27 protein-coding genes are annotated in these 25,752 nt (G+C 64.3%); 17 read left to right on the top strand and 10 right to left on the bottom strand.

The genetic code is table 11. The features are described from left to right. Nucleotides 1-132: 132 nt before the first annotated feature. Nucleotides 133-804: a class I SAM-dependent methyltransferase gene (locus L2Y97_RS15715; protein ID WP_247428383.1), complete on the bottom strand. Its 672-nt coding sequence runs from the start codon at nucleotides 802-804 to the stop codon at nucleotides 133-135. A 64-nt stretch (nucleotides 805-868) separates the two neighbouring features. After that, a complete protein-coding gene (locus L2Y97_RS15710; RefSeq protein WP_247428380.1) occupies nucleotides 869-1,234 on the bottom strand; it encodes an EF-hand domain-containing protein in 366 nt (121 codons plus the stop codon). Nucleotides 1,235-1,403: 169 nt separating this feature from the next. Between L2Y97_RS15710 and L2Y97_RS15705 the strand changes: the two genes are divergently transcribed. Continuing rightward, nucleotides 1,404-2,639, top strand: coding sequence for an MFS transporter (locus L2Y97_RS15705; protein WP_247428378.1), 1,236 nt, complete (start codon nucleotides 1,404-1,406; stop codon nucleotides 2,637-2,639). Nucleotides 2,640-2,692: 53 nt separating this feature from the next. Next, nucleotides 2,693-3,181: an FKBP-type peptidyl-prolyl cis-trans isomerase gene (locus L2Y97_RS15700; RefSeq protein ID WP_247436825.1), complete on the top strand. Its 489-nt coding sequence runs from the start codon at nucleotides 2,693-2,695 to the stop codon at nucleotides 3,179-3,181. 74 nt (nucleotides 3,182-3,255) lie between these two features. On the opposite strand, the gene L2Y97_RS15695 is transcribed toward L2Y97_RS15700, so the two are convergent. After that, the gene (locus L2Y97_RS15695) at nucleotides 3,256-3,708 is read right to left on the bottom strand and encodes an organic hydroperoxide resistance protein (RefSeq protein WP_247428375.1); all 453 of its coding nucleotides are present in this window, start codon (nucleotides 3,706-3,708) and stop codon (nucleotides 3,256-3,258) included. 129 nt (nucleotides 3,709-3,837) lie between these two features. Continuing rightward, nucleotides 3,838-4,410 (bottom strand): C40 family peptidase, encoded by a 573-nt coding sequence (locus L2Y97_RS15690; RefSeq protein WP_247428372.1) that lies wholly within the window; start codon nucleotides 4,408-4,410, stop codon nucleotides 3,838-3,840. 134 nt (nucleotides 4,411-4,544) lie between these two features. Between L2Y97_RS15690 and L2Y97_RS15685 the strand changes: the two genes are divergently transcribed. From L2Y97_RS15685 to hutG, 3 genes are all read left to right on the top strand, one after another. Next, on the top strand, nucleotides 4,545-5,804 hold the full coding sequence (locus L2Y97_RS15685; RefSeq protein ID WP_247428369.1) for an NAD(P)/FAD-dependent oxidoreductase: 1,260 nt from the start codon (nucleotides 4,545-4,547) through the stop codon (nucleotides 5,802-5,804). Between the two features lie 76 nt (nucleotides 5,805-5,880). Beyond that, nucleotides 5,881-7,242 (top strand): glutathione-disulfide reductase, encoded by a 1,362-nt coding sequence (gene gorA / locus L2Y97_RS15680; RefSeq protein ID WP_247428366.1) that lies wholly within the window; start codon nucleotides 5,881-5,883, stop codon nucleotides 7,240-7,242. 16 nt (nucleotides 7,243-7,258) lie between these two features. Continuing rightward, nucleotides 7,259-8,056 carry an N-formylglutamate deformylase gene (gene hutG / locus L2Y97_RS15675; RefSeq protein ID WP_247428364.1) on the top strand — a complete coding sequence of 266 codons (798 nt, stop codon included), beginning with the start codon at nucleotides 7,259-7,261 and terminating at the stop codon, nucleotides 8,054-8,056. Nucleotides 8,057-8,081: 25 nt separating this feature from the next. Here the strand turns inward: hutG and L2Y97_RS15670 are convergent, their stop codons facing one another. The 6 genes from L2Y97_RS15670 to asnS are packed head-to-tail and all read right to left on the bottom strand — an operon-like array spanning nucleotide 8,082 to nucleotide 13,333. Continuing rightward, the gene (locus L2Y97_RS15670; RefSeq protein ID WP_247428361.1) at nucleotides 8,082-8,510 is read right to left on the bottom strand and encodes a RidA family protein; all 429 of its coding nucleotides are present in this window, start codon (nucleotides 8,508-8,510) and stop codon (nucleotides 8,082-8,084) included. Beyond that, entirely contained in the window at nucleotides 8,494-9,945 is a 1,452-nt protein-coding gene (locus tag L2Y97_RS15665) for an aldehyde dehydrogenase (RefSeq protein WP_247428359.1), read from the bottom strand. The genes L2Y97_RS15670 and L2Y97_RS15665 overlap by 17 nt, the downstream gene beginning before the upstream one ends. Before the next feature lie 10 nt (nucleotides 9,946-9,955). After that, nucleotides 9,956-10,744, bottom strand: coding sequence for an SDR family oxidoreductase (locus tag L2Y97_RS15660; RefSeq protein WP_247428356.1), 789 nt, complete (start codon nucleotides 10,742-10,744; stop codon nucleotides 9,956-9,958). A 28-nt stretch (nucleotides 10,745-10,772) separates the two neighbouring features. Next, nucleotides 10,773-11,105 (bottom strand): hypothetical protein, encoded by a 333-nt coding sequence (locus L2Y97_RS15655; RefSeq protein ID WP_247428354.1) that lies wholly within the window; start codon nucleotides 11,103-11,105, stop codon nucleotides 10,773-10,775. A 5-nt stretch (nucleotides 11,106-11,110) separates the two neighbouring features. Beyond that, complete coding sequence (locus tag L2Y97_RS15650; protein WP_247428351.1) at nucleotides 11,111-11,914, bottom strand: MalM family protein; 804 nt, start codon at nucleotides 11,912-11,914, stop codon at nucleotides 11,111-11,113. 15 nt (nucleotides 11,915-11,929) lie between these two features. Further along, nucleotides 11,930-13,333: an asparagine--tRNA ligase gene (asnS, locus tag L2Y97_RS15645; protein WP_247428348.1), complete on the bottom strand. Its 1,404-nt coding sequence runs from the start codon at nucleotides 13,331-13,333 to the stop codon at nucleotides 11,930-11,932. 121 nt (nucleotides 13,334-13,454) lie between these two features. Between asnS and L2Y97_RS15640 the strand changes: the two genes are divergently transcribed. From L2Y97_RS15640 to radA, 12 genes are all read left to right on the top strand, one after another. Continuing rightward, nucleotides 13,455-13,781, top strand: coding sequence for a HesB/IscA family protein (locus L2Y97_RS15640; RefSeq protein ID WP_247428346.1), 327 nt, complete (start codon nucleotides 13,455-13,457; stop codon nucleotides 13,779-13,781). Between the two features lie 265 nt (nucleotides 13,782-14,046). Continuing rightward, a complete protein-coding gene (gene rpsF / locus L2Y97_RS15635) occupies nucleotides 14,047-14,469 on the top strand; it encodes a 30S ribosomal protein S6 (protein ID WP_247428344.1) in 423 nt (140 codons plus the stop codon). A gap of 15 nt (nucleotides 14,470-14,484) precedes the next feature. Further along, nucleotides 14,485-14,715 (top strand): 30S ribosomal protein S18, encoded by a 231-nt coding sequence (gene rpsR, locus L2Y97_RS15630; RefSeq protein WP_045830959.1) that lies wholly within the window; start codon nucleotides 14,485-14,487, stop codon nucleotides 14,713-14,715. Between the two features lie 109 nt (nucleotides 14,716-14,824). Continuing rightward, on the top strand, nucleotides 14,825-15,271 hold the full coding sequence (rplI, locus tag L2Y97_RS15625; RefSeq protein WP_247428342.1) for a 50S ribosomal protein L9: 447 nt from the start codon (nucleotides 14,825-14,827) through the stop codon (nucleotides 15,269-15,271). 210 nt (nucleotides 15,272-15,481) lie between these two features. Next, on the top strand, nucleotides 15,482-16,702 hold the full coding sequence (locus L2Y97_RS15620) for an alginate export family protein (RefSeq protein WP_247428340.1): 1,221 nt from the start codon (nucleotides 15,482-15,484) through the stop codon (nucleotides 16,700-16,702). A gap of 127 nt (nucleotides 16,703-16,829) precedes the next feature. Further along, nucleotides 16,830-18,260 carry a replicative DNA helicase gene (locus tag L2Y97_RS15615; protein ID WP_247428338.1) on the top strand — a complete coding sequence of 477 codons (1,431 nt, stop codon included), beginning with the start codon at nucleotides 16,830-16,832 and terminating at the stop codon, nucleotides 18,258-18,260. A 34-nt stretch (nucleotides 18,261-18,294) separates the two neighbouring features. Further along, nucleotides 18,295-19,767 (top strand): flavin-containing monooxygenase, encoded by a 1,473-nt coding sequence (locus tag L2Y97_RS15610; protein WP_247428336.1) that lies wholly within the window; start codon nucleotides 18,295-18,297, stop codon nucleotides 19,765-19,767. A gap of 80 nt (nucleotides 19,768-19,847) precedes the next feature. Beyond that, nucleotides 19,848-20,615 (top strand): SGNH/GDSL hydrolase family protein, encoded by a 768-nt coding sequence (locus L2Y97_RS15605; RefSeq protein WP_247428334.1) that lies wholly within the window; start codon nucleotides 19,848-19,850, stop codon nucleotides 20,613-20,615. A gap of 179 nt (nucleotides 20,616-20,794) precedes the next feature. Next, on the top strand, nucleotides 20,795-21,763 hold the full coding sequence (locus L2Y97_RS15600) for a CsgG/HfaB family protein (RefSeq protein WP_247428332.1): 969 nt from the start codon (nucleotides 20,795-20,797) through the stop codon (nucleotides 21,761-21,763). Between the two features lie 304 nt (nucleotides 21,764-22,067). Then, nucleotides 22,068-23,030, top strand: coding sequence for a CsgG/HfaB family protein (locus L2Y97_RS15595; protein ID WP_247428330.1), 963 nt, complete (start codon nucleotides 22,068-22,070; stop codon nucleotides 23,028-23,030). A gap of 134 nt (nucleotides 23,031-23,164) precedes the next feature. Further along, a complete protein-coding gene (alr, locus tag L2Y97_RS15590) occupies nucleotides 23,165-24,253 on the top strand; it encodes an alanine racemase (RefSeq protein ID WP_247428327.1) in 1,089 nt (362 codons plus the stop codon). A gap of 71 nt (nucleotides 24,254-24,324) precedes the next feature. Continuing rightward, nucleotides 24,325-25,716, top strand: coding sequence for a DNA repair protein RadA (gene radA / locus L2Y97_RS15585; RefSeq protein WP_247428324.1), 1,392 nt, complete (start codon nucleotides 24,325-24,327; stop codon nucleotides 25,714-25,716). Nucleotides 25,717-25,752 lie beyond the last annotated feature (36 nt).

Genomic DNA, 25,752 nt, shown 5'->3' with positions numbered 1-25,752 from the left:
GCTGTTCGGGGGTGGGGGAGGGGCGCGGTCCCTGGTTCAGGACCGGCGCCGAAGCTCCGCAAGGGAGTCGATAGCGGCGGCACGACCCGCCGATTCTAGCACGTTTTGCGGCGCAACATACGCCAGCCCGGCTTACCGGCTCCTGGCGTGGCGTGAAGCAATCATCAGCCAGCTGTTATAGGGGGTGCGGCCAAAAAGGGGGCGGAAGTGCACATGGATGCCCCGAGGCTCCAGCGCAAGGCGAATATCGCCCTCCGTGGGAAAATACTGGGCGCCGCCGGGGATCCATCCCACGGCCTTGATAAAGCGCTCTTCCAAGACCGTGGCGCGGAAACGCCATGAGCTGTCGCGCAAAACCGTTCGCAGAATCAGCACGCCATCGTCGGAGAGATGGTCCACCGCGTTGGCCAGCAACACCGTCTGGCGTTCTTCGGGCAGGTAGTGGAGGACATCCAGCATGGCGACATGGCCGCGCAGGCCCTGCGGTGATGTCGCATCGTCCTGGCGTAACGTGAGCGTGCCAGCGAGGCCGGCGCGTTCGGCCGCTTCCTGGCCCATGGCGATCTTGCGCGGATCGTTGTCGAGGCCGAGGTACCCATCCAGTGCGTCACACGCATGCAGGTAATGACCAAGAATGCCCAACCCGCAACCGATATCGAGCAAGGGCAGGCGCCGGCCTGCGATGGCCATGGCGCACGCCGAATACACAGGATCGGTGGCGAGCTTGCCGTGGATGTAGAAACGATCGCCCCGCTGGCTGAAGCGGGAGGCAATGCGCCGCCGCGCATAGCGGTCTGGAATCATGGGCTGCGTGCCATCCCTGGAAGTGGCGGGGCACCCGTGGGATGCCCCGCCAGGTTAAGAGCGGTCAGTTTTGTTGCGGGACGCTGCTCTTGTTGACGTAGGCATTGTACTCGGCGGCGCTGAGTCGGCCATTGTGATCCAGGTCGGCTTCGCCAAAGTGCGCACGAAGCTGCTTCAACGCTTCAACGTCCTTCGGAACCTGGCCCCTCGTAATCCCCTTGCCGTCCTTGTCGAGATCGGCATACGCCGGTGCTCCCGTGGATTCACCCGACGCGCCCGGCGTGGAAGCGTGCGGACTCTGCCCGCTTGCCTCGACCTGTGGGTGAGCGGCGGGCTGGGGCGCGGGTGATGGTGCCGATTGGGCGAACGCAGCGCCCGCGGCCAGTGAACCTGCGAAAGCAAGGGAAACGATCAAGCGCGGATACTGCATGGAGTCCTCCGTTGGCCGTGGTGGCGTCACCGCCACAGGTTCGCCGCATGGGCGAAATCTTGCGATACGGCGCCGAGTGTAGCGGCAACACGTCGTCGGCCTGTGAGCCCCATGTTGCGATTTCGCCCTGTGCTAGCCTCTGCGGCGGTCAGCCTATGAGGAAATTCGGATGCCGTTACCTGCCGCGCTGCGCGAACTGAACCACACCCAGCGGCACACGGTCATCGCCAGCTTCCTCGGCTGGACCCTCGATGCATTCGATTACTTCCTCCTGACCTTCGTGATCCTGGCGGTGGCGCATGAGTTCAACGTGCCCGAGGCCGAAGTCACCTACGGCTTGTTCCTGACCCTTGCGGCACGTCCCCTGGGTGCATTGATCTTTGGCCGCCTGGCTGATCGTTATGGCCGCCGACCGGTATTGATGTTCGACATCGTGCTGTTCTCCGTGCTCGAGATTGCCTGCGCCTTCGCGCCCAGCCTCGCCGTGCTGCTGGGCCTGCGCTTCCTGTTCGGCATCGCCATGGGCGGTGAATGGGGTATTGGCGCATCGCTGGCCATGGAGTCCATTCCGCCGAAATCACGCGGCTTCGTATCGGGCCTCCTGCAAAGTGGCTACCCCTGCGGATTTTTCCTGGCCGCCCTGGCCAACTGGCTGCTGGTGGATCACATCGGCTGGCGTGGTCTGTTCGTCGTGGGTGCACTGCCGGCGCTGCTGGTCCTGTATATCCGCCGCAAGGTCCCTGAATCGCCGGTGTGGGAAGAACGCAAAAGCAAGCCTCGCGAAGGCCTGATGGTTGCCATGCGCGGGCACTGGAAGCTGTTCGTTTACCTCATGCTGCTGATGGCCGCGTTCAACATGTTCAGCCACGGCTCGCAGGATATGTACCCGACCTTCGTGCAGGAAACGCTGAAGATCCCGGCGGGCTCGGCCACGGCATTCATGCTCACGGCACTGCTTAACTTCGGCGCGCTCGCCGGCGGCCTGACCTTTGGTGCGATGTCGGAACGAATCGGCCGGCGCAAGGCGATCATCATTGCCGCCCTGCTGGCGATCCCCGTCATCCCGTTGTGGATGTACGGCGGCTCGCTGCTGCTGTTGGGCCTGGGTGCCTTCTTCATCCAGGTGATGGTGCAGGGTGCCTGGGGCGTGGTGCCCACCCACCTCAACGAGCTGTCGCCCGATGCCGTGCGCGGCACGTTGCCCGGCTTTGCCTACCAGATGGGCAACCTGCTGGCTGCCATCACGGCCACGGCACAAACCTGGCTGGCCGACCAGCGCGGGGGCGATTTCGCCTTCGCCATGTCGGTGTGGATCGCGGCGGTGGCCGTCCTGCTGGCGGTACTGACCTGGCTGGGCCCCGAGGCCCGCGGCCGGGGCTTTGGCCGGGACCGCGGGGCGGCGTGACGCCGGGCCCGGCGCCCGGTAAAATGCCCCGTTTTCATCCGGTAGAAACCATCATGCAGGCTGGCAAGGACAAGGTCATCTCGTTCCACTACACCCTCTCCGTCAACGGCGAGAAGGTCGAAAGCTCGATCGAGGGCGGCGATCCGTTGTGGATCCTGCTGGGCCACGGCCAGCTCATCCCGGGTATGGAAGCCGGCCTGGAAGGTAAGTCCGAGGGCGACAAGTTCGACCTGGAAATCGCCCCGGAGCAGGGCTACGGCGAGCGTCGCGAAGGCGCCACCCAGCGCGTGCCGAAGAAGTACTTCCCGAACCAGGGCAAGGGCCTGAAGGCCGGCGACACCACCATCCTCACCCTGAAGGAAGGTGGCCGCCAGGCAGTCGTTGTTCAGAAGGTCGGTTCCAGCGTGGTCGATATCGATACCAACCACCCGATGGCCGGCAAGACCCTCACCTTCAACATCGACGTGCAGTCGGTGCGCGATGCTTCCGAAGAAGAGATCGCCCACGGCCACGCCCACCCGAACGGCGACGGCGCACACTGAGCGCAACGCTCTCAGGGCAACAAAAAGGCGGCCACCTGGCCGCCTTTTTGTTGCCTGCTCGTTTGTATGACTACTTAAGCGAGCGCCTTGCCGTTCACGCTCACGTCCACGTCGATGTTGCCGCGGGTGGCGTGCGAGTACGGGCAGATGTCTTCGTGGGCGGTCTTGACGATTTCCTGGGCAGTGGCGTCATCCACGCCCGGCAGGCTGACTGCCAGCTTCACGTTGATCGCAAAACCCGAACCCTGGCGCGGACCGATGCCGACTTCGCTCTTCACGGAGGCGCCATCGACCTTGACCTTCTTTTGGCCAGCCACGAAGCGCACGGCGCCTTCGAAGCAAGCGGCGTAACCGGCTGCAAACAGCTGTTCCGGATTGCTGCCACCGCCATTGCCGCCCATTTCCTTCGGCAGGCGAAGCTGCAGGTCGATCAGGCCGTCGCTGCTCTTCACATGACCCTCGCGGCCGCCGGCGACTTCAGCGTGGGCGGTATAGAGGACTTTTTCGATTTTCGACACGTTGCTCATGGAAGCTTTCCTTTCTGGCTGACAGGGGAGGAAGCGCCGGGTCGTCCCGGGCCGTGGATTAAGTAGAGCACGCAATTAAATAGCGCGCAATCTAATTCTGACGAAGCGAGGGTCTATGTTGCCTCCCGTTCAGTTTAGAACGCGTCGACCATAGACGAAATTTTCCTTCCAATAGGCGCCGTCGAGCTCGTCGAGGCGCACCGTGCCGCCGGAATTGGGGGCGTGGACGAAACGGCCCTTGCCCACGTAAACGCCAACATGCGTGACGTGGCCGCGGCCAAAAAAGACCAGGTCACCGCTTTCAAGGTCCGATTCGCCGACCTTGGGCTTGTCGAGCGCAGCCATCTCGGTGGAGGTGCGGGGCAGGCGCAGGCCGGTGGATGTCAGGTAGATGTAGTTAACCAGGCCGCTGCAATCGAAGCCGCCCGCAGGGGTATTGCCGCCCCAACGGTACGGGGTACCGACCAGGCCGATCGCACGGAACAGCACATCATTGGCCGCATCGGCGGGCGGCGCGGCGGCAGGCTTTGTCGACCAGTTGAGGTTCTTTGCCAGCGGCACGGCCGAGGCCGGATTGTTCCGTTGCGACGACGAGGGGCGGTGCGGACTGCTGCCGCAGGCGGCGAGCAGGGCCAGCGCGGCACCCATCGCAACGTACCCCATGGTGCGACGTGGGCGAATGCTAAGTATGGCTGGGTGCATCGGGCGTTTCCCCTGTCAGGATCGGCACCGGGGAGGGTATCAAATCAATGATTTGCGTGGAATACCTCGCAATCTGCACGAATTCATGCGCGGGACAGGGCCCCAGCCCCTGGAGGGGCCGTTAAACTGGCGCCATGGATAGATCCCGAAGCGATGTGCTGATCATGGGCGGGGGTGTGGTCGGCCTGGCTTGTGCGCTTTACCTGCTGAAAGCTGGCGCGAGTGTGCGTGTACTCGAACAGCACACGCCTGGCAGCGGTAGTTCACATGGCAACTGTGGCACCGTGACCCCGAGCCACGCCGGCCCCCTGACCATGCCGGGCATGGTGGGCACGGCCCTGCGCTCGATGCTGCGCAAGGACGCCCCGCTGTACGTGAACCCGCTGCCTGATCCGGAGCGTGCGCGTTGGCTGCTCGGATTTGCCAGGCGTTGCACCTGGCGTGACTTCCAGCGCGCGGGTGAAGCCCGTGGGGCCATCCTTGAGCGGTCGCGCGCCCTCATCGGCGAACTGATCGCCAGCGACGATCTTGCCTGCGAGTTCGAGGACGTCGGCGAGCTCTATGTGTATCGCGATGAGCGAGCGCTGCAGCATGATCGCGCCCACGTTGAGCTGCTACGCCGCCTCGGCATGGATGTGCGGATGCTCATAGGCGATGACGTCCTGGCTCTTGAACCGTCCTTGCGCGAGGGCGTCGTGGGCGGCCTCCTGCACCCCGGCGATGCGCGATTGCGGCCCGACCTTTACGTGGCCGAGCTGGCGCGGCGTGTCCGAGAACTGGGTGGCGCGATCGAAACCGGAGCCCGCATCGATTCGTTCGTGATCGAGGGTGCGCGCATCACGCATGTGCGCACGACCGGTGGCGTGTTCACGGGCGATCGCATTGTGATGGCCCTCGGTGCGTGGTCTCCGCTAGTAAGCAAGTTGCTCGATATTCGCCTGCCCATGCAGCCTGGCAAGGGCTATTCGCTGACTTGGGACAAGCCGCCGGTGAACGCACCCACGCATTCGCTCGTGCTCCGCGAAGCGGCGGTATGCGTGACGCCATGGGTGTCCGGGTATCGCCTGGGCAGCACCATGGAGTTCTCCGGCTTCAGCGAAGGCCTGAACGATGTGCGCATCGACGCGCTTCGCCGCGGTGCCGCCGCGTATCTGCACGAACCCGAAGGGCAGGGCGAAGTCACCCCATGGTGGGGCTGGCGGCCGATGAGCGTGGATGAAGTGCCGATCATTGGACCAAGCTCGCAGTGGTCGAACCTGGTGTACGCCACGGCACACGGGATGCTTGGCATCAGCATGTCCGCGGCCACCGGCGAATTGGTGGCCGGCCTGCTCGCGGGGCCGGCGCCCGTGCTGGATGCGGCGCCCTATTCACCCGCGCGCTTCGGGCTTTAGCGGGGCTGCGAATTCACACGCAAGGCGAGCGCGAGTTTGTTACGGTGTCGCCACCCTTGCCCCGCTGGAGCCACGCATGTCCCATGAAGCCTTCGACCTAATCGTGATCGGGGGAGGCTCCGGCGGCCTGGCATCGGCGATACGCGCTGCAAAACACGGTGCAAAAGTGGTCCTCGTGGAACCACGTGAGTTGGGTGGCTTGTGCGTCAACCACGGCTGTGTGCCGAAGAAGGCCATGTGGTACGCCGCGCAGATGGCCGAGGCCCAGTACATCGCGCACGATTATGGCTTCACCGATAAGCCAGGCACGCTCGATTGGCCAGGCTTCATCGCGCGGCGCCAGGCTTACATCGAGCGCATCCATGGCAGCTACCGGCAGCAGCTCGATAAATGGGGCGTGACGCTCGTGCACGCCACGGCGCGTTTCATCGATTCGCGGCGCATTGCCGTCGGCGACCGCGTGCTTACCGCGCCGCACATCATCATCGCCACGGGGTCGTCGTCGAACCGTCTGGATAAACCAGGGTTCGATCTTGGCGTATCGTCCGATGGGTTCTTCGACCTGCGAGCGTGCCCGAAGCGGACGGCCATTGTGGGCGGGGGTTACGTGGCCGTGGAGCTCGCGGGTGTATTGCGCGCGCTGGGCAGTGAGGTGGACCTGTACGTCCGCAACCGGCTGATGGGTGGGTTCGACGAGGAGATGGCGTACCAGCTTGGCGAGGAGATGACCAAGCATGGCATCGCGATCAATTACGAATGCCAGATCGAAGCTGTTCATGGCACCCCAGGTGCCCTGATGCTCGATTGCGATAGAGGGACGAACCCTGGGCCCTACGACCTCTTGATATGGGCCGTGGGCCGCCACGGCAATACGGCATCGCTGGACCTTGCCGCCATCGGCCTGGGCACTAACGGTGACGGGCAGATCGACGTCGACGATTTCCAGGAAACCGGCGTGCCGGGTGTGTACGCCGTGGGCGATGTCACCCAGCGGATGGCGCTGACGCCGGTCGCGGTGAACGCCGGTCGCAAGCTGGCCGATCGCCTGTTCGGCAACCTGCCGAAGTCGAAACTCGATTACCAGAACATCCCCAGTGTGGTGTTTTCGCACCCCCCGCTGGGCACCGTGGGCATGAGCGAGCAGGAGGCCCGCGAGGCGTTCGGTGACGATGTACACCTCTATAAGCAGACCTTCGTACCCATGCAGCTGGCGCTTGCCCATCGGCCCATGTACGTACGCTTCAAACTCATCTGCGTGGGGGAGGATTCGCGCATCGTCGGCATGCAGATGCTGGGCCCCGGCGTCGACGAAATCCTGCAGGGCTTTGCCGTGGCGGTGAAGATGGGGGCAACAAAGGCCGACCTCGATGCCACGATGGCCATCCACCCCACCTCCGCTGAAGAAATGGTCACCATGGGTGATCGCGTCCCCGGTTGAGCATTACACTGATGCCATGACCCCGTATTCCCTGCACCGCGGCACCGCGCCGCTCCTGATCAGCCTGCCGCACAACGGCAGCGTCATTCCCGATGAGATCGCCGCGCGCATGAAGCGGCCCGCGCGCCGCTCGCCGGATACGGACTGGCATGTGGCGGAACTCTACGACTTCGCCCGCGGCATGGGGGCGAGCGTCATCCGCCCTGTGGTGTCGCGCTACGTGGTGGACCTGAACCGCCCGGCCGATGGCCACGCGCTTTACCCGGGCAAGAAGGAAACCGGGTTGGTGCCGACCATCATGTTCGATGGCCACGACATCTACCGCGGTGGCGCCGAGCCCGAGGCCGGGGAGATCGCCGACCGCGTGAAGCACTGGTGGAAGCCCTACCACCGCGCCTTGTGGGACGAGCTCAGCCGGCTTCGCAAGCTGCATGGCCATGTGGTGTTGTGGGATGGGCATTCCATCCGTAGCCACGTACCCATGCTGTTCGACGGCAAGCTGCCAGACCTGAACCTGGGCACCGCGGATGGCATCAGCTGCCATGCCGACCTGCAGGCGAAGGTCACGGCGATCCTCGAGGCGCAGAACGATTATTCGTTCGTGGCGAACGGCCGCTTCAAGGGTGGCTACATCACCCGCAACTACGGCAAGCCGGAGGAAGGCATCAGTGCCATCCAGCTCGAACTATCGCAGGTGACCTACATGGACGAAGACAGCTTCGAGTACCTGCCCAAGCAGGCCGCGCGCGTTCAGGTGCTGATCGGCGAGATGCTGCAGGCCTGCCTGGATGGTGCGAAGGCACTCTCCCCATAGGCCGTCCCCTTGTAAGAGCGCGCTCCTACAAGGGCAGCGCGGCCACGCACTTCAGCTCGATCGCGATGGGTGTTGGCAGGGCGGTGACGCCTACCGTTGTACGACACGCATCCACGCCCGCGAACGCCTCGGCATACAGCTTGTTATAGGTCGCGAAATCGCGTGCCATGTTGGTGAGGTACACGGTGATATCCACCAGGTCCTCCCAGCGTGCACCGCTGGCTTCGAGCACGGCGCGTACATTGGCGAACACCTGGCGGCACTGCGCCTCGATGTCGTAAGCCACCAGGATGCCGTTGGCGTCCATCACGTTGCCGGGTACGGCGTTGGTGCCCGGTGTGCGTGGGCCTACGCCCGAAAGAAACAGCAGGTTGCCCACGCGGCGCGCATGGGGGTAAGCACCCACCGGCGCGGGGGCGCCGTCGGTGCGGACGATGTCAGAGTCCGTGGTCAATGCAGACATTCCTTGCTTCAGTGAAGAAACGCATGGCATCGAAACCGCCTTCGCGGCCTACGCCCGATTGCTTGCTGCCGCCGAATGGCGTGCGCAGATCGCGCAGCATCCAGCAGTTCACCCATACGATGCCGAAATCGAGTTTCGCCGCCATGCGGTGGGCGCGGGAGATATCGTGGGTCCAAAGCGAAGCGGCGAGCCCGTAGGGCGTGCCGTTGGCCATGGCCAGCGCCTCATCTTCGCTATCGAAGGGGATGAGCGTGACCACGGGGCCGAAGATTTCTTCCTGGTTGGTCGCCGCGTCGAACGGCAGGCCTTCGATGACCGTAGGTGCAATGAACCAACCTTCGGCGCATCGGCCATCCACGCGTACCTGGCCACCGCCGACCAGCACGTTGCCGCCTTCGGCGCGGGCACGGTCGATGCAGCCCATGACTTTGTCGAAGTGCGCCTTTGACACAAGGGCGCCTAAATCGCTTGTGGCATCCTGCGGATCGCCCACGCGTAGCGCGCGCACGCGTTCGAGATACGCGTCGCGGAACCGCTCATAAATACCGCGCTGTACGAACAGCCGTGAGCCACAAAGGCAAACCTCGCCCTGGTTGGCGAAGCCGGAGCGGACGATCGTGGCCATCGTCTTTTCATTGAAATCGAAATCATCGAAGACGATGGCGGGATTCTTGCCGCCCAGTTCGAGCGATACCTTCTTGAGACGGGGCGCGGCGGCCGCGGCGATCGCCACGCCGGTGCGCGTGCTACCGGTGAAGGAAACGGCTTTCACCGCATCGTGCACGACGATGGCTTCGCCGACTGCCGGGCCGGTGCCGTGGACGATATTGAAAATGCCATCGGGGAAACCTGCCTCCCGCACGAGCGTACCGAGCAACCAGGCCGTATGCGGCGTTACCTCGGAAGGCTTGGCTACGACCGCGTTACCGGCTGCCAGGGCAGGGGCCACCTTCCATGTAAAGAGATAGAGCGGCAGGTTCCATGGACTGATGCACCCCACCACGCCGAGCGGCAGCCGCAGCGTGTAATTGATCGCGCCATGTTCCATGGCGTGCGATTCGCCGGCGAATTGGGTGGCCGCCGCGGCGAAGAAGCGCAGGTTGGCGATGGCGCGGGGGATATCGAGCGAGCGGGCAAGGGCCAGCGGCTTGCCACTGTCCTGTGATTCGGCCGCGGCGAAGTCCTCGATGCGTGCCTCGATCAGGTCGGCCAGCCGATACAGGCAGCGGGCACGGGCGTCGGCGGCCATGGTCGACCAGCGCAGATGCGCCCGGGTGGCCGCCGCGACGGCATCGGCAACATCCTCGGCGGTGGAGTCCGGGCAGCGCGCGTACGGTTGCCCTACGGCCGGGTCGATCACGTCCAGGTAGCGGCCACTACGCGGCGCCCGTGGTTCGCCGTCGATCAGGTTGCTGAGGGTGAGCATGCGGCCTCCCTCAGTTGAGGCTGCGGGTGCGCCCGCCATCGACCGCCAGGCTCACGCCGTTGATGTAACCGGCCGCGGGGCTGGCGAGGAAGGCAATGACCGCGCCCACTTCCGCCGGATCGCCAAAGCGTGCGGCGGGCACGCTGGCCAGCAGGCCGCGCTCGACTTCGTCACGGCCACGGCCGGCCTTCACGCTGGATTCCACGAGGGCGTCCAGGCGCGGAGTACGTGTGTAGCCGGGCAGGACATTGTTGACGGTGATGCCGTCATGAGCCACCTCGCCGGAAAGGGTTTTCGCCCAGCCCGCCATGGCGGCACGCACGGTGTTGGACACCCCAAGGTTGGGGATGGGCTCCTTCACCGAGGTGGAAATGACATTGACGATGCGGCCGTAGTGCGCCGCGCGCATGCCCGGCAGGCAGGCCTGCGTCAGTACCTGGGCGCTGACGATGTGCTGGCGGAAGGCTGTAAGGAACGCCTCCGTATCGGCCGCGTGCACCGCGCCCGGCGGTGGGCCGCCGCTGTTATTCACCAGGATATGCACGGCGTGGTCCTTCACCACCGCGCCGACGGCGGCGGCCAGGGCCTCGGTGTCGAGCATGTCCACGGCGAGGTAGCGGTGCTTCTGCCCGGCCTGCGCGGCAGGCAGTTCCGCCGCAAGGGCCTGCAAGGCATCGGCGGAGCGGGCGAGCAGGGTGACGCTGGCGCCGAGCTCGGCCAGCTCGAACGCCGTGGCCCTTCCTATCCCTTGCGAGGCGCCGCAGACCAGTGCGTGACGTCCGGTGAGGCGAAGATCCATGCGGCGCTCCTTGGTGGGTGGCGGGCGGTCAGCCCTGTTTCATCGCCCACCACTGTATCGCCATCGCGGCAAACCAGCACGGCCAGGCCAGCCATGGGGTACGCCGCCACCAGGCCTGCCAGCGGTTCAGGTCGGCATCGTTGAACAGGGCGGGGGCATCGGAGCGGAGCACCCGGCGCACGCGCAGCCAGTTGGCCATGCCGTTCGGACGGCCGGTATCCGCCTCGGTAATGGTTTTCCACTGGTCGGGGTAGCGATTCTTCAGCAGGCTGGAGAAGCGCCACTGCGCCACGAAATGCAGCACGAAGAACAGCACCGCGCCGATGAGCAGCAGGAGATAGGTGTAAACCGCGGCGACCATGGGGCTTAGCTACCCTTTTCCTTCTTTTGCGCATCCTTGCCGAGCAGATCGGTGCTGACCACATCCTTCAGGGTGTTGATCACGCCATTGCCCGGGGCGGCCTGGCCGCACACGGCGTTCTTCAGCGCGCTTTTGTAGGTGTCGTTCTCGATGCCGACATACACCACGCCATCGGGGCCGTGCTGGATCTTGAAGTTGCCCGCCGAGTTCATCTTGATCGGTGCCTCGGCCGAGAACGTCGTGGGCGACTGTTCCCAATACGTCTGGCTCTTCTGCTGCTTGGCGGAGGAGTACACCACCAGGTAGCGCGCGCGATCGTCTTCCACCTTGAACCGGCCGAACGCGCCGGTCGTTTCGCTGGTCCAGCCGATGTACTCGCACAGCTGGATATCTTCCGCGTGCAGCGGCTGGAATGCGTCGTCCAGGATCACCACCGTCGGCGCGAACAGGTAGCTCGAGCTGAGCCACCGGCCGTTGAGCTCGGATTTCATGGCGATCGTGTAGGGCGTCTGCGCGCCCTGCGGCAGCCGGAACGCCAGGAAATAGCTGCGGTCGCCATTGAGGTTGGCGACCGGCGTGTCCTTGGTCAGTTCAAAGCGCTTCGGCTGCCAGGGCAGCATGTCCTGGTAGGACAGGTCGGCGAAGCTGCCACAGCACGGGTTGGCGTCGTCGAGGGCCTTGCGGGCGAGATCCACCGTGACCGACGGATTTTCCGGCGGCCGGAAGTTCGGCGGCACGATCGTCTTGCAGCCGCCCAGCACAGTGAGGGCGACGGCAAGGGGGAACAGGCGGGTGAGTATGCGGGGCATGATCGATTCGTTGGATTAAAACTCGGCGCTCCCTGCCGCACGAGGGTAGGGGATGGCATCGCGGATGTTGCCCAGGCCGCAGACGTACACCAGCAGGCGCTCGAAGCCCAGGCCGAAGCCGGCGTGGGGCACGGTGCCGTAGCGGCGCAGGTCGCGGTACCAGTTATAGGTGTCCTTATCGAGCTTGAACTGATCCATGCGGCGGTCGAGGTAATCCAGGCGCTCCTCGCGCTGGGCACCGCCGATGATCTCGCCGATGCCCGGGGCCAGCACGTCCATGGCGGCCACGGTTTTGCCATCGTCGTTCAGGCGCATGTAGAAGGCCTTGATCTCTTCCGGGTAGTTCATGACGACCACGGGACGGCCCACATGTTCCTCGGCGAGGAAGCGTTCGTGCTCGGTCTGCAGGTCCACGCCCCAGGCGACCGGGTGCTCGAACTTCTTGCCGGACTTCTGCAGGATGTCGATCGCATCGGTGTAGTCGATGCGTTCGAAGGGTTTTGCGATGAAATCTTCCAGGCGCTTGATGGCGCCCGGCATGACGCGCTCGTCGAAGAACGCCATGTCGTCGGCGCGCTCGTCGAGTACGGCCTTGAAGATGCCCTTCAGGAAGACTTCGGCCAGGTCGGCGATATCGCTGAGGGTGGCGAAGGCCACTTCCGGCTCCACCATCCAGAACTCGGCCAGGTGGCGCGTGGTATTGGAGTTCTCGGCGCGGAACGTGGGGCCGAACGTGTACACCTTGCTCATCGCCATGGCATAGCCTTCGACGTTGAGCTGGCCGGATACCGTAAGGAATGCTTCGCGGCCGAAGAAATCCTTCTTCCAGTCGATACCGCCCTTGTCGTCACGGGGCAGGTTGGCCAGGTCCAGGGTGGACAGGCGGAACATGTCGCCGGCGCCTTCGGCATCGGAGGTGGTGATGATCGGCGTATTGATCCAGAAGAAGCCCTGCTCCGTGAGGATGCGGTGGATCGCCATCATCATGGTGTGGCGCACGCGGGTAACGGCGCCAAACAGGTTGGTGCGCGGGCGCAGGTGGGCCACTTCGCGCAGGAACTCCATGGAGTGCTGCTTGGGCTGGATCGGGTAGGTGAGCGGGTTCTCGACGAAACCGGTGACTTCGATCTTCGACGCCTGGATCTCGAACGCCTGGCCCTTGCCCTGCGAGGGCACCAGCTTGCCGGTGGCGATGACACCCGCGCCGGCCGAAAGGTGCTTCACGTCCGTCTCGTAATTGGCGAGATCGGCGGTGGCGACCACCTGGATGGGGGCAAAGCAGGAGCCATCGCTCACGTTTACAAACGAGAGGCCGCCCTTGGATTCGCGCAGGGTGCGCACCCAGCCACGTACCGTGACTTCCTGATCCGCCGCGGCCGTGCCGCCGGCGAGGGCCTGCTTGACGCTTACCACCGTCATCGATTGAAACTCCAGAAAGGGCGCCGCATATCGGGCGCGTAGGAACGCGACCCTGTATAATAAAGTAACGGTCGCGTGAACGGGACCGTTCCCCGGTATACCACGGCAAGAAAACGCTTTCATGAGCATCCAGATCACTCCCGCCGCCTCCGACCGCATGCGTGCTTTCCTCGCGAAAGCGCCCGAGGCTGCGGGTGTCCGCTTCGCCGTGAAACGCATGGGTTGCTCGGGCTTCGGCTACGTCGTGGACCTGGCCGGCGCCGTGGGCCCGGAGGATCAGGTCCTCGATATCGACGGGATCCGGGTCGTGGTCGACCCGAAGAGCCTGGTACTGGTCGATGGCACGGTCATCGATTTCCAGCGCCAGGGGCTCAATGCCTCGTTCGTCTTCCATAACCCCAATGCCACGGGCGAGTGCGGGTGTGGGGAGAGTTTCACCGTCTCGTGAGCCGCCTGCTGCGCAGGCGGTGAGTCGCGGCCTGCGGCCTGCTGGAAATCGTCAGCTACCGTGCCCCTGTGACGGGCGCGGCTGTCGATTTACCCTTCATAAGGCCGCGAAGTGGCCACTGGCGAGCCTAACCTCTTGAAATTACCCCGGTCCGCCAGTTACGATGCGCGGCTACCCCTCGGCGTACGAGGGGTTTCTTGCCTCACCGGTACGTACGTCCGGGAGGCTGCCATCCCCGTAAGGGGTGCATCCACAAGGAGCCACCATGCGTCATTATGAAGTCGTGTTCCTGGTCCACCCGGACCAGAGCGAGCAGGTGCCGGCCATGATCGAGCGTTACAAGACGCTGATCGAAGGCGACAACGGCAAGATCCACCGTCTGGAAGATTGGGGCCGCCGCCAGCTGGCTTACCCGATCGAAAACCTCGCCAAGGCTCACTACGTGATGCTGAACATCGAGGTTTCGCAGAACGCCCTGAACGAGCTCGAGACGGGTTTCCGTTTCAACGACGCCGTCCTGCGCCACCTGGTCATCCGTCGTGACGAAGCCGACACCGAACAGTCGTTCATCCTGAAGAGCAAGGAAAAGGATGAGCAGAAGGGTTCGCGTCGCCGTGACGACGATAACGACGGCGACGATCGCCGTGGCGGTCGCGACAGCGACAACGACGTCGACAGCGACGATTAATCGGGGAATATAGACATGTCCAAGTTTTTCCGCCGCCGCAAGTTCTGCCGCTTCACCGCTGAGGGCGTGAAGGAGATCGATTACAAGGATCTCAACACCCTCCGCCAGTACATCACTGAGAACGGCAAGATCGTCCCGAGCCGCATCACCGGCACCAAGGCGCGCTACCAGCGCCAGCTGGCGACCGCTATCAAGCGCGCCCGCTTCCTGTCGCTGCTGCCGTACACGGACAACCACGACGTCTGATTTTGGTAACCCTCTCCCGCATGGGGGAGGGTTTTCCACCTGAAGGCACATTTCGGACAACCGTCCTGGCTGCGCGGGCCACACCCGTGCTAACGAAAAGGAATACCCCATGGAACTCATTCTCCTCGAGAAGGTGAAGAACCTCGGCAACCTCGGCGACAAGGTCAACGTCAAGCCGGGTTACGGTCGTAACTTCCTCCTCCCGACCGGCAAGGCCGCTCGCGCCACCGCCGCCAACCTGGAAGCGTTCGAAGCGCGTCGCGCCGAGTACGAAGCCAAGGCGAAGGAACAGCTGTCGGGCGCCGAAGGCCGCGCTGCCAAGCTCGAAAACGCCGAAGTCACCATCGAAGTGAACGCTTCGCCGGAAGGCAAGCTGTTCGGTTCGGTCACCCCGCGTGATGTCGCTGAAGCGCTCACCGCCAAGGGCCTGAACGTCGACAAGAGCGAAGTCATCCAGGCCGAAGGCCCGTTCCGCAACACCGGCGATTACGAGGTCACCATCGTCCTCCACGCCGACGTGACGCAGACGGTCAAGGTCAAGGTCGTCGGCGCGTAAGCTCCGCACTGCCGCTAGCGTTACCAAACGGGCGCCCTGAAGGGCGCCCGTTTTTTTTGGCTCCTACATTTCTCATACGCGTGTGTTGTCGCCACGGCCGTCCAACCGCCTGGAAGCCCCGCCACACAAGGCTTGCCACCCCGACACCTTGGCACTCTCCACCTTGCCTGCCTACATTCACCGATTACGCAGTGGCAGGATCGGTTGGAAATGAAGCAACGGTGGTGGCGGTCGTGCCTGGGCATGGCCGGGAGTTCCATGGTGGGGATGTCCACATTCGCGGCCGAAGCGCCCCTGGAGAGCGCGCCGTATATCGAGACGCGCTACCGGTACAGCAACCTGCATTCCGACGCCAAGCCCAAGCGTGGCCATGCCAACACCCAGCGCCTGCAGCTGGGTTATCTGTGGGCTATCGGCGAGGGATGGAGCGCCTATGGCGAGGGCATTCGCACCTGGTCCCTGTTTGGCCAGCAATACGATGATGGCTCCGCCCGCATCACGCCTTATCCGGCCGAGGCGGATCCGGCGTCCACGGGCATCACCAATGCCTGGATCAACTATCAGAAGGGCGACATCGCCCTGCGCGCGGGGCGCCAGTACGTTCGTATCGATAACGGCCGCTTCTTCAGCAATAACCCCTGGCGGCAGAACCTGCAGTCGTACGACGGTGCCCACGTCGCATGGAAGGCCTGGAAGGGTGCCCAGCTCGAGTACTACTGGCTGGGGCGGGTGAACCGAACGGTGGGCGCCGATTTCGACGATCGCGACCAGCGCCGCTGGAAGCTCAACGCCCACTTGCTCCACGCCGACCAGGCGCTGCCCGTCGGTAAGCTCACCGCCTATGGCTATTTCGTGCGCAATGACACGATCGCATCGAACTCGGTAAAAACCCTGGGCCTGCGCTACACCGGTACGCAGGCGCTGGGTCAGGGCGGTCCCACGTTGACCTGGACCTCGGAGATGGCGCGCCAGTACGACTATGCCAACAACCCGGCCGACTTCAGCCTTGGTTACCACCTGTTTGATGCGACATTCGGCTACACGCCGCTATCGGCGCGCGTGGGCGAGGAGATGCTGCAGGGTAATGGGCGTAACGCGGTCAACGTGGCTTACGGTGCCGCGCGCGCGTTCAACGGGTGGGTGGTGGCTTTCCGCATCCCCAACAGCGGGTTGCGGGAGCGCTACGTGGGGCTGCTCGGCACGCTGGACGTGGGCCGTCCCGTCACGTGGCAGGTTACCTACCGGCATTTCCGGCCCGTGCAGGGGCGCGCCATGTTGGGCGACGAAGTGGATGCCGGCGTGCTGGTCGACCTCGGCCGGGGCTTCTCACTGGAAGCCCAGTACGGTGATTACCGGGCCCATCGGCATGGCGTGGACGAGCGGAAATTCTGGCTGATCGGCGAATATCGTTACGGCAAGCCGCCGAAATAACCCGTTTCGCGCCTTTCCCACAAGTTATCCACAGACTTATCCTCTCAACGCGTGCGACCCCTGCGCGTATCATGCCTGCACGGCAACCCGGGCCCGGGTCAGCGCCGCCTGCATGACGAGGTAATCCATGTCCTTCAATCCCGAGCGCGGCAACCGCGGCGATCGTGGCGAGCGCGGTGAGCGCCGCCGCCGCGAGCCCTCCGCCATCGATGCCCTTCGCGTCCCACCTAACTCCATTGAAGCGGAGCAGGCGGTGCTGGGTGGCCTCATGCTTTCGCCGGATTCGCTGGACAAGGTGGCCGATAAGCTCACCGATGAGGATTTCTACCGCAAGGATCACCGGATGATCTGGCGGGCCATCAACGAACTGGCCGGCAAGGGCATGCCCTGCGACGCCATCACGCTCGGCGAGTGGTTCCAGTCCAACGACCTGGATGAAATGGTCGGTGGCCCCACGTACCTGCTGGAACTGGCCAACTCGACGCCCAGCGCGGCGAACATCGCCGCCTATGGCGATATCGTTCGCGAGAAATCCGTACTGCGCAAGCTCATCGATGCGGGTACGGCCATTACCGAGGATGGTTTCCGTCCCGAGGGTAAAAGCGTCCAGGAAGTGATGGAGCTCGCCGAGCAGCGCGTGTTCCGCATTGCCGAATCCGGCGCGCGCGGCAAGAAGGACATCGTGTCCATGCGCGAAGCCGTCAGCGACGCATTCCGCCAGCTTACCGAGCGCTACGAGAACCGTGGTCAGCTCACCGGTCTTTCGACGGGGTTCACCGACCTGGATGAACTCACGGCAGGCCTGCAGCCCTCCGACCTGATCATCGTCGCCGCACGTCCGTCGATGGGTAAGACGGCATTCGCACTGAACCTGGCCGAGGCGGCCGCCATGCGCTCGAAGAAGGCGGTGGCAGTGTTCTCGATGGAAATGTCGGCATCCCAGCTGGCATTCCGTCTCATTTCTTCGCTTGGCCGTATCCATGCGCAGCACCTGCGCAACGGCGACCTGGCCGAAGAAGATTGGCCGCGCGTCACCTCGGCCATCACCATGCTTTCCGACGCCAAGATCTTCATCGACGATACCCCTGCGATGTCGCCGGTGGAAATGCGTTCGCGCTCGCGCCGCCTTCAGCGTGAACACGGCCTGGGCCTGATCGTGATCGATTACCTTCAGCTCATGCAGATTCCCGGCCACAGCGAAAACCGCGCGACGGAAATCTCGGAGATCTCGCGCGGCCTGAAGGCCCTCGCGAAAGAGCTGAACGTGCCGGTGATTGCGCTGTCGCAGCTCAACCGCTCGCTGGAGCAGCGTGCCGACAAGCGGCCGATGATGTCCGATCTTCGCGAATCCGGCGCTATCGAGCAGGATGCGGACGTCATCATGTTCATTTACCGCGACGACTACTACAACAAGGAATCGCCCGATAAGGGCCTGGCCGAAATCATCATCGGCAAGCAGCGTAACGGCCCCACCGATACGGTGAAGCTGGCCTTCCTGGGCCATTACACCAAGTTCGAAAACTGGGCCCCGGATTCCTACGTAGGCACCTTCGACTGATCGGCGTACCCTCGTCATATCGACGGGGGTGCGCATGGCCAGCGAGCACTTCGATGTCCTCATTATCGGCGCAGGGCTATCCGGCATCGGCATGGCGTGCCGGTTGGCCATGGCCTGCCCGGGCAAGCGGGTAGCGATTCTCGAGCGGCGGCGAGCGATCGGGGGCACCTGGGACCTTTTCCGGTACCCGGGCGTTCGCTCGGATTCGGACATGTTTACCTTTGGCTTCGGGTTCCGGCCCTGGAACGAGCTGAAGGTGCTGGCGGATGGGCCGGCCATCCTCAAGTACATCAATGACTCGGCTCGCGAGTACGCCATCGAGCGGCTGGTGCGATTTGGCATGCAGACCACGCACGCCGCGTGGTCGTCATCAGCCGGGCGGTGGGCCGTTACGGCGGTCGACGAAGATGGCGAGTCGCACGTCTTCAGCGCCGATTTCCTTATCGGCTGCACGGGCTATTACGCCTACGATCGGGGCTACGTACCCGAATTCGCCGGGCTTCCCGATTACCAGGGGCGGTTCGTTCATCCGCAGCACTGGCCTGCCGACCTTCAGTGGGAAGGCAAGCGCGTGGTCGTGATTGGTAGCGGGGCGACGGCTATCACGCTGGTGCCGGCGCTCGCCCAAAAGGCGGCGCATGTGACCATGCTGCAGCGCTCGCCGGGCTATGTGCTCCCGGTGCCGTCGCGTGATGCCATATCGGCGGCCCTGCTGCACGTGTTGCCGGAGCGTATCGTTTACGCGCTGGCCCGGCGCAGGAATATCGCGCTCCAGCGGGCGCTCTACAAAGCTGCGATGCGCTGGCCAAGACGCATTCGCGCACTGCTGTTGGCCGGTGTGCGTCGGCGCCTTGACGGTGCTGCGTCACTCGCTGACTTCACTCCCGACTATGCGCCGTGGACACAGCGGCTTTGCGTCGTGCCCGACAACGATCTGTTCGATGCCTTGCGTGACGGCAAGGCGTCGGTGTGGACGGACACCGTGGCACATTTCACTCCCACCGGGTTGACCCTGGCGTCGGGCGCAACGATCGACGCGGACATCGTGGTCAGCGCGACCGGCTTCCAGCTCCAGGTGCTGGGTGGCATGACGGTGGATGTGGACGGCGAACCACGTGACCCGGGTCGCATCATGACCTACAAGGGCGTGCTCCTCGAAGGCATCCCGAACGCGGCGGTGCTGTTCGGATACATCAATGCGTCATGGACGCTAAAGGTGGACCTGGCCGCGCAATATGTATGTCGCCTGCTACAGGCCATGGATGCGCAGGGCGCACATGTCGTCGTTCCACCAGCATCGCCGGGGCAGGCCACGAATACCTGCATCATGGATTCACTGCACGCCGGCTACGTCATGCGCGGCGAGGCCCAGCTACCCAGGCAGGGCAGGGAAGGCCCCTGGCACGTTACCCACCGCTACGAAACAGATCGCCGCGTGCTGCTCGACGACCCCATAGACGACGGGATCCTCACCTTCCACCCGATGGGTGGGGTAACGAAGTTGTGACATCCGCCCGTTGCGTGTGGGGCCCCGCTCTCCCAGTATCGGGGGATAGCCCACGCCGGGCCATAACGGAGGAGGGACTCATGTTGCGTGACGTGATGCTTGCGATGGCTCTGTGTGCGGTGACTACCGCGAGTTTGGCGACGAATACCGAGCGCCAGGTGCTTCCCGAGCACCCCTCGGCCGACCAGAAGGCCGATATCGAGCGGCGCTTGAATGACTGGCCGCAACTGGAGCGCTACGCCCGCGAGAATGAAGCGTATCCGGCCGGGAAGCCGGGTGAAAAGCGTGTCGTCTTCATGGGGGATTCGATCACCGACGGCTGGGGCCGCCAGGTCGGCGAATTTTTCCCGGGCAAGGGCTATATCAACCGCGGCATCAGCGGGCAGACCACGCCGCAGATGCTGGTGCGTTTTCGCGCCGATGTCATCGCGCTGAAGCCCGCGGTGGTGGTCATCCTTGCTGGAACCAATGACATCGCCGGCAATACGGGCCCGTCGTCGGTGCAGATGATCGAAGACAACCTGATGTCGATGGCCGAGCTTGCACGTGCCCATGGCATTCGCGTGGTCATCGCCAACCTGCTGCCCATCAGCAACTACCACGATGCCACATCAAGCACGCGCCGCCCGCCAGCGGATATCAAGACGCTGAATGCCTGGATTCGCGACTACACCACGCGCGAACACCTGGGATATATCGATTATTTCGATGCGATGCTGGACAAGACGGGCCAACTGCGCGCCGACCTGAGCGACGATGGCCTGCATCCCAACGCGAAGGGCTACAAGGTCATGGCGCCGCTGGCGCAGAAAGCCATCGATGCCGCGCTCGTTGATACGACCTCCTGATTTGTAGGTGTGCGCCCACAACACATAGTGGGCGATTCGTACGAACTTTTAGGAGTTCTCCTAATCCTGTCCTTGCGCGGCGACCGATAGCATTTCCCGGTCTCGCGACAGCCTGTCCGTCCACGCGCCCGTAACCCGGGCAGGTCTTTCTTCCGGGCGCGCAAGGACAGGGACCACTCATGGAACTCTTCAGCAAGACCGCCGCTACGACCGTGGCGGCTATCGGTATGTCGTTCGCGCTTACGGCATGCACGGCCACCAACCCACTGGTGACCAAGTCACAGCGCGAGCACGAAGCAAAAGTGCAGGCCATACCCAAGTGCGGCAAGAAGCTGGGCAGCATCTCGGTCATCGAGCCCGAGGGCGGCGTGCACTGGTGGACGCAGCAGCAGCTGCCTTCCCCCACGCGGCTGATCAAGGTATTCGTGCAGAAATCCGGCTGCTTCACGCTGGTGGATCGTGGCATGGGTATGAACGCGGCCATGCGTGAGCGTGAGCTGGCTGCCGGTGGCGATCTGCGTGGCGGGTCCAACCTTGGCAAGGGGCAGATCAAGGTGGCGGATTACGTCATGGTGCCCGATCTCGTCGCCAGCAACCGCAATGCAGGCGGTGCGGGGCTCGGCGCCCTGGTGGGCGGCCTCATCGGTGGTCCGGCCGGGGCGGTGGCCAGCAACATTACCATCAACTCCAAGACGGCGGATGTCGTGCTTACCGTGACGGATGTGCGGTCATCGGAGCAGGTGGCGCTGACCGAAGGCCACGGTGAGAAGAACGACCTCGGCTTTGGCGTCTCGGGAGGCATATGGGGTTCGTCAGCCGCTGGCGGTGCCGCGGTGGGGGCATACGCGAACACGCCCCAGGGCCAGGTCATCACCATGGCCTACCTGGATGCCTACACCAAACTGGTGAGTGAACTTGGCGGTTTGCCAGGCAGTGCATCGGCAGCGAATGCCCGCCAGGCCGGCACGGTGAACAAGCCCTCCACGTTGCGCGCGGCCGCGGATGTCAAATCCAAGGCGGTACGCAAGCTGGAGCCGGGCATGCCGGTGTATCCGACGGGCGACAAGATGGGCCTGCAGTGGGAAGTCGAGGATGAGCACGGCAACCGCGGCTGGCTCTCCTCGGAAAACTTCGATCTCACGCGCTGAGGTGGAAGACGCCACTTTCCCTTGCTACCATCTGCCACGAACGGGTTGCGGTCACTGATCGCCCCCCGGATGGGGCCGCAAGAGGAGTGCGACAGATCGCCGTGTGTCATCCGGCTTCGTGACAGTGGATGTTCGCCTGGCGATGTTTCCGTTCCGGATCATCGCGTCTTCCAACGCTTCTCGCCTTCGGGCGCCGGTGAAGGCCGTGCCTTCATCGGCGCCCGAGTGCATGTGCTCGCTCTTCGTACCGGTCCGGGGAGAGCGGCGTTTGACGACCCACCGGATCGTAAAGGGGCTTGATGATATGGAAGGCACGAGAACCCGGCGTTTCGCCGGCGTAATGGCGTTGGTGGTGGCAGCCCTGGCTGCACCGGCCAGCCAGGCGCAGATCAAGAGCGCACAGCAGCTGCGTGACGAGAAGATGAGTGAGATCCCGACCTGCGCGAAGCCCCTGGGCACGCTGGCCGTGGAAGAGCCCGAAGGCGGTGTGAGCTGGTGGACCGCGCAGCAGTTGCCCGCGCCGTCCAAGCTGATCAAGGTCTTCGTGATGAAGTCGCACTGCTTCACCCTGGTGGACCGTGGCGCGGGCCTCAACCAGGCGATGAAGGAGCGTGAACTCGGTGCCAGCGGCGAGCTGCGCGTGCAGTCGAACGTGGGCAAGGGCCAGCTCAAGGCGGCCGATTACGTGATGGTGCCTGACCTCGTGTCGAAGAACGACGACGCGGCCGGTGGTGGCGTGGGCGGCGTGCTTGGCGGCCTGATGGGCAGCAAGGTGGGCCGTATCGCCAGCAACGTGAGCTTCAAGACCAAGACCGCGGACGTCGTGCTCAGCATCACCGATGTTCGCTCGAGCGAGCAGGTGGCGATGGCCCAGGGCCAGGCCAAGAAGACCGATCTGGGCATCAACGCTTCCGGTGCGCTGTTCGGCAGCTCCGGCGTCGGCGGTGCCGGCGTGGGCGGCTACGCGAACACCGAAATGGGCCAGCTGATCACCATGGCCTACCTCCAGGCTTATAACGACCTCGTTGGGCAGTTGGGCGGCCTGAGTGGCAACGCTTCGGCCGACAATGCGCAGCAGGCCGTCACCATGGCCAAACCCGGCCGCCTGCTGGCGAACGCCAAGGGCACCGGTGCCCCCGTGCGCACGCTGGATCCCGGCATGATGCTGTACCCGACGGGTAACAAGGACGGCATGATGTGGGAAGTGCAGGATGAACTCGGCAACAAGGGCTGGGTGTCGTCGGCACTGATCCAGCTTTCGAAGTAACCGCGCCACGGGCGCTGTGCGCCGGTGCTGGCGCGATCTGTCCTTGCCAGCACCGGCCCTCGCCACACCTGCGCCACACGGATGCCCGGCGGATGCGGCTAGACTGGGCGGTCTTTCACTGACGCCGCTTATCCATGAGCCGTACCACCGTCGCTACCATCCACCTGGGTGCCCTGCGCCACAATCTCGCCCGCGTGCGGGCATTGGCGGCGGGCGCCCGCGTCATGGCGGTGGTAAAGGCGGATGCGTATGGGCATGGCCTCGAGCGCGTTGCGCGGGCGCTGGATGACGATGCCGAAGCGTTTGCGGTGGCTGCCATTGCCGACGGCCTGCGCTTACGTGCGGCAGGGCATCGGCAGCGCATCGTCGTGCTTTCCGGGCCCGATACTGCCGCCGATATCGCGGAAATGCAGCGGCTCCGGCTGGAGGCGCTGATTCATCACGATGCCCAGCTGCCCTGGCTGGCCAAGGCCGATCCCGCCCGCGGAAGCCTGGCGGTGTGGATCAAGGTGGATACCGGCATGCATCGGCTTGGATTCGCGCCGGCGAGGGCGCGCGAGGTTCATGGGCTGCTGAAGGCCATGCCCGCCATCGCCACGGAGGTAGGCCTCATGACCCACTTCGCTTCGTCTGAAGAATTCGAAGGCCACGATACGGCCCTGCAGATCCAGCGCTTTCGCGAGGCGACCGAAGGGCTTGAGGGCCCGCGGGCTCTTTCAAACTCTGCGGCGGTGCTTGGTTGGCCCGATGCGCGTGGCGATTGGGTTCGCACGGGTGGCCTGCTTTACGGTCTTTCCGTGGTTGAAGGCCGTAGCGGCGCTGATTTCGGATTCCGCCCGGCCATGACGCTGGCCACCCGCCTGGTCGCGATCAACCACCTCGCGAAAGGTGAACGCGTGGGCTACAACGGTACCTATACGTGCCCCGAGGACATGGCGGTCGGCGTGGCGGCGATCGGCTATGGCGACGGCTACCCGCGCAGCGCCGCGGAAGGAACGCCCGTTCTGGTGGGTGGCAAGCTGGCCCCGCTCGTCGGTCGCGTATCCATGGACCTGATCACGCTTGATCTGCGCGGCGTCCCCGATGCGCGTGTAGGCGACCGCGTCACGCTCTGGGGTGAAGGCCTGCCGGTGGAAACGGTGGCGGCCTCCGCCGGTACGATCTCCTACGATCTCACCTGTGGCATGACGCGTCGCGTACTCTTCGTGGAAGACGAGGGCTAACGCCCCAATATCGCGCCGTGCGACGCGGGTGCGCTATATAGCCCGCCTGCCTTTCCAGGAAGCCGAACATCGTGGCCAAAGCCAAGACCGCCTACGTCTGCACCCAGTGCGGCGCCGAACACAGCAAGTGGCAAGGCCAGTGCGCCGAATGCGGCGAATGGAATGTGCTTTCCGAGTTCGTTGTGCAACCGGCGAAGCCAAACGCTGTAGCCACGGCAGGCGCGCGACGCGGAGGGTACGCGGGCAACGCAGCGGGCGCCCCCCAGATCACGCCACTCACTGAAGTGCTGTTCACCGCGGAAGCACGCACCAATACGGGTATTGGCGAGCTTGATCGCGTGCTGGGCGGTGGCCTGGTCGATGGCTCCGTGGTGCTGATTGGTGGTGACCCGGGTATCGGCAAATCAACGCTGCTGCTGCAGATGCTCGGCACGCTCGGTGCGGTGCTGCCCAGCCTCTACGTAACCGGCGAGGAATCGCTTGCACAGGTCGCCGGTCGCGCGCAGCGGCTCGATTTGCCGTTGGCGCCGCTGCATGCGCTCGCGGAAACCTGTATCGAGCGCATTCTTGAGCAGGCCGCTGCGGCACGGCCGCGCGTGCTGGTCATCGATTCCATCCAGACCATCTGGACCGAGATGCTAACCGCGGCGCCCGGTTCGGTGAGCCAGGTGCGCGAATCGGCCGCCAAGCTCACCCGCTTCGCCAAGGAGACCGGTACCTCCGTGTTCCTCGTGGGCCATGTGACGAAAGAGGGTGGTATCGCGGGCCCGCGCGTGCTTGAGCACATGGTCGATGCGGTGCTGTATTTCGAAGGCGAATCCGGCAGCCGCTTCCGCGTGCTGCGTGCTTTCAAGAACCGCTTTGGCGCAGTGAACGAGCTGGGCGTGTTCGCCATGTCGGAAAAGGGCCTGCGCGAAGTGCCGAACCCGTCGGCGATCTTCCTGTCCGCGCATGCCGGGCCGACCCCGGGCAGCGCTGTGATGGTCACCCGTGAAGGCACCCGGCCGTTGCTGGTCGAGGTGCAGGCGCTCGTGGATCAATCGTCGCTGGGTAACCCGCGCCGCGTCGTGCTGGGCCTTGAACAGAACCGTCTTGCCATGCTGCTGGCGGTGCTGCACCGGCACGGTGGCGTAGCTGCCTACGACCAGGACGTGTTCGTGAACGTCGTCGGTGGCATCCGTGTGCAGGAGACCGCGTCGGATGTGCCCGTGCTCATGGCGGTGCTGTCCAGCCTGCGCGACCGGCCGTTGCCGGAGAAAACCATTGCCTTCGGTGAAGTGGGCCTCTCGGGCGAAATCCGCCCGGTACCCAATGGCGAAGAGCGCCTGAAGGAAGCCGCCACCCACGGCTTCCGCCGTGCCGTCGTGCCCGCTGCGAATGCACCCAAGCGCGGCCGCGTGGGTGACATGGAAGTCATCGGGGTAGAGCGCCTGTCACAGGCGATCGACGCATCCAGGGAGTAATGACTAGCTACGAAGCTGCTGTCGTAGGAGCGCGCT

Origin of the sequence: Luteibacter aegosomatissinici (assembly GCF_023078495.1) — a bacterium.
Taxonomy (GTDB): domain Bacteria; phylum Pseudomonadota; class Gammaproteobacteria; order Xanthomonadales; family Rhodanobacteraceae; genus Luteibacter; species Luteibacter aegosomatissinici.
Note: the sequence above shows the minus strand (reverse complement) of the source record. Positions and strands in the feature narration are given on the sequence as shown.

Bases quoted from the DNA above. Each gene is read 5' to 3' on its own strand.
- L2Y97_RS15690 (WP_247428372.1), bottom strand. From the start codon at position 4,410: ATGCACCCAGCCATACTTAGCATTCGCCCACGTCGCACCATGGGGTAC.
- L2Y97_RS15700 (WP_247436825.1), top strand. From the start codon at position 2,693: ATGCAGGCTGGCAAGGACAAGGTCATCTCGTTCCACTACACCCTCTCC.
- L2Y97_RS15655 (WP_247428354.1), bottom strand. From the start codon at position 11,105: ATGGTCGCCGCGGTTTACACCTATCTCCTGCTGCTCATCGGCGCGGTG.
- hutG (WP_247428364.1), top strand. From the start codon at position 7,259: ATGACCCCGTATTCCCTGCACCGCGGCACCGCGCCGCTCCTGATCAGC.
- L2Y97_RS15695 (WP_247428375.1), bottom strand. From the start codon at position 3,708: ATGAGCAACGTGTCGAAAATCGAAAAAGTCCTCTATACCGCCCACGCT.
- L2Y97_RS15715 (WP_247428383.1), bottom strand. From the start codon at position 804: ATGATTCCAGACCGCTATGCGCGGCGGCGCATTGCCTCCCGCTTCAGC.
- rplI (WP_247428342.1), top strand. From the start codon at position 14,825: ATGGAACTCATTCTCCTCGAGAAGGTGAAGAACCTCGGCAACCTCGGC.
- L2Y97_RS15685 (WP_247428369.1), top strand. From the start codon at position 4,545: ATGGATAGATCCCGAAGCGATGTGCTGATCATGGGCGGGGGTGTGGTC.
- alr (WP_247428327.1), top strand. From the start codon at position 23,165: ATGAGCCGTACCACCGTCGCTACCATCCACCTGGGTGCCCTGCGCCAC.
- L2Y97_RS15650 (WP_247428351.1), bottom strand. From the start codon at position 11,914: ATGCCCCGCATACTCACCCGCCTGTTCCCCCTTGCCGTCGCCCTCACT.
- L2Y97_RS15705 (WP_247428378.1), top strand. From the start codon at position 1,404: ATGCCGTTACCTGCCGCGCTGCGCGAACTGAACCACACCCAGCGGCAC.
- L2Y97_RS15620 (WP_247428340.1), top strand. From the start codon at position 15,482: ATGAAGCAACGGTGGTGGCGGTCGTGCCTGGGCATGGCCGGGAGTTCC.
- L2Y97_RS15610 (WP_247428336.1), top strand. From the start codon at position 18,295: ATGGCCAGCGAGCACTTCGATGTCCTCATTATCGGCGCAGGGCTATCC.
- rpsR (WP_045830959.1), top strand. From the start codon at position 14,485: ATGTCCAAGTTTTTCCGCCGCCGCAAGTTCTGCCGCTTCACCGCTGAG.
- L2Y97_RS15665 (WP_247428359.1), bottom strand. From the start codon at position 9,945: ATGCTCACCCTCAGCAACCTGATCGACGGCGAACCACGGGCGCCGCGT.
- L2Y97_RS15615 (WP_247428338.1), top strand. From the start codon at position 16,830: ATGTCCTTCAATCCCGAGCGCGGCAACCGCGGCGATCGTGGCGAGCGC.
- gorA (WP_247428366.1), top strand. From the start codon at position 5,881: ATGTCCCATGAAGCCTTCGACCTAATCGTGATCGGGGGAGGCTCCGGC.
- rpsF (WP_247428344.1), top strand. From the start codon at position 14,047: ATGCGTCATTATGAAGTCGTGTTCCTGGTCCACCCGGACCAGAGCGAG.
- L2Y97_RS15595 (WP_247428330.1), top strand. From the start codon at position 22,068: ATGGAAGGCACGAGAACCCGGCGTTTCGCCGGCGTAATGGCGTTGGTG.
- L2Y97_RS15660 (WP_247428356.1), bottom strand. From the start codon at position 10,744: ATGGATCTTCGCCTCACCGGACGTCACGCACTGGTCTGCGGCGCCTCG.
- asnS (WP_247428348.1), bottom strand. From the start codon at position 13,333: ATGACGGTGGTAAGCGTCAAGCAGGCCCTCGCCGGCGGCACGGCCGCG.
- L2Y97_RS15640 (WP_247428346.1), top strand. From the start codon at position 13,455: ATGAGCATCCAGATCACTCCCGCCGCCTCCGACCGCATGCGTGCTTTC.
- L2Y97_RS15710 (WP_247428380.1), bottom strand. From the start codon at position 1,234: ATGCAGTATCCGCGCTTGATCGTTTCCCTTGCTTTCGCAGGTTCACTG.
- L2Y97_RS15600 (WP_247428332.1), top strand. From the start codon at position 20,795: ATGGAACTCTTCAGCAAGACCGCCGCTACGACCGTGGCGGCTATCGGT.
- L2Y97_RS15605 (WP_247428334.1), top strand. From the start codon at position 19,848: ATGTTGCGTGACGTGATGCTTGCGATGGCTCTGTGTGCGGTGACTACC.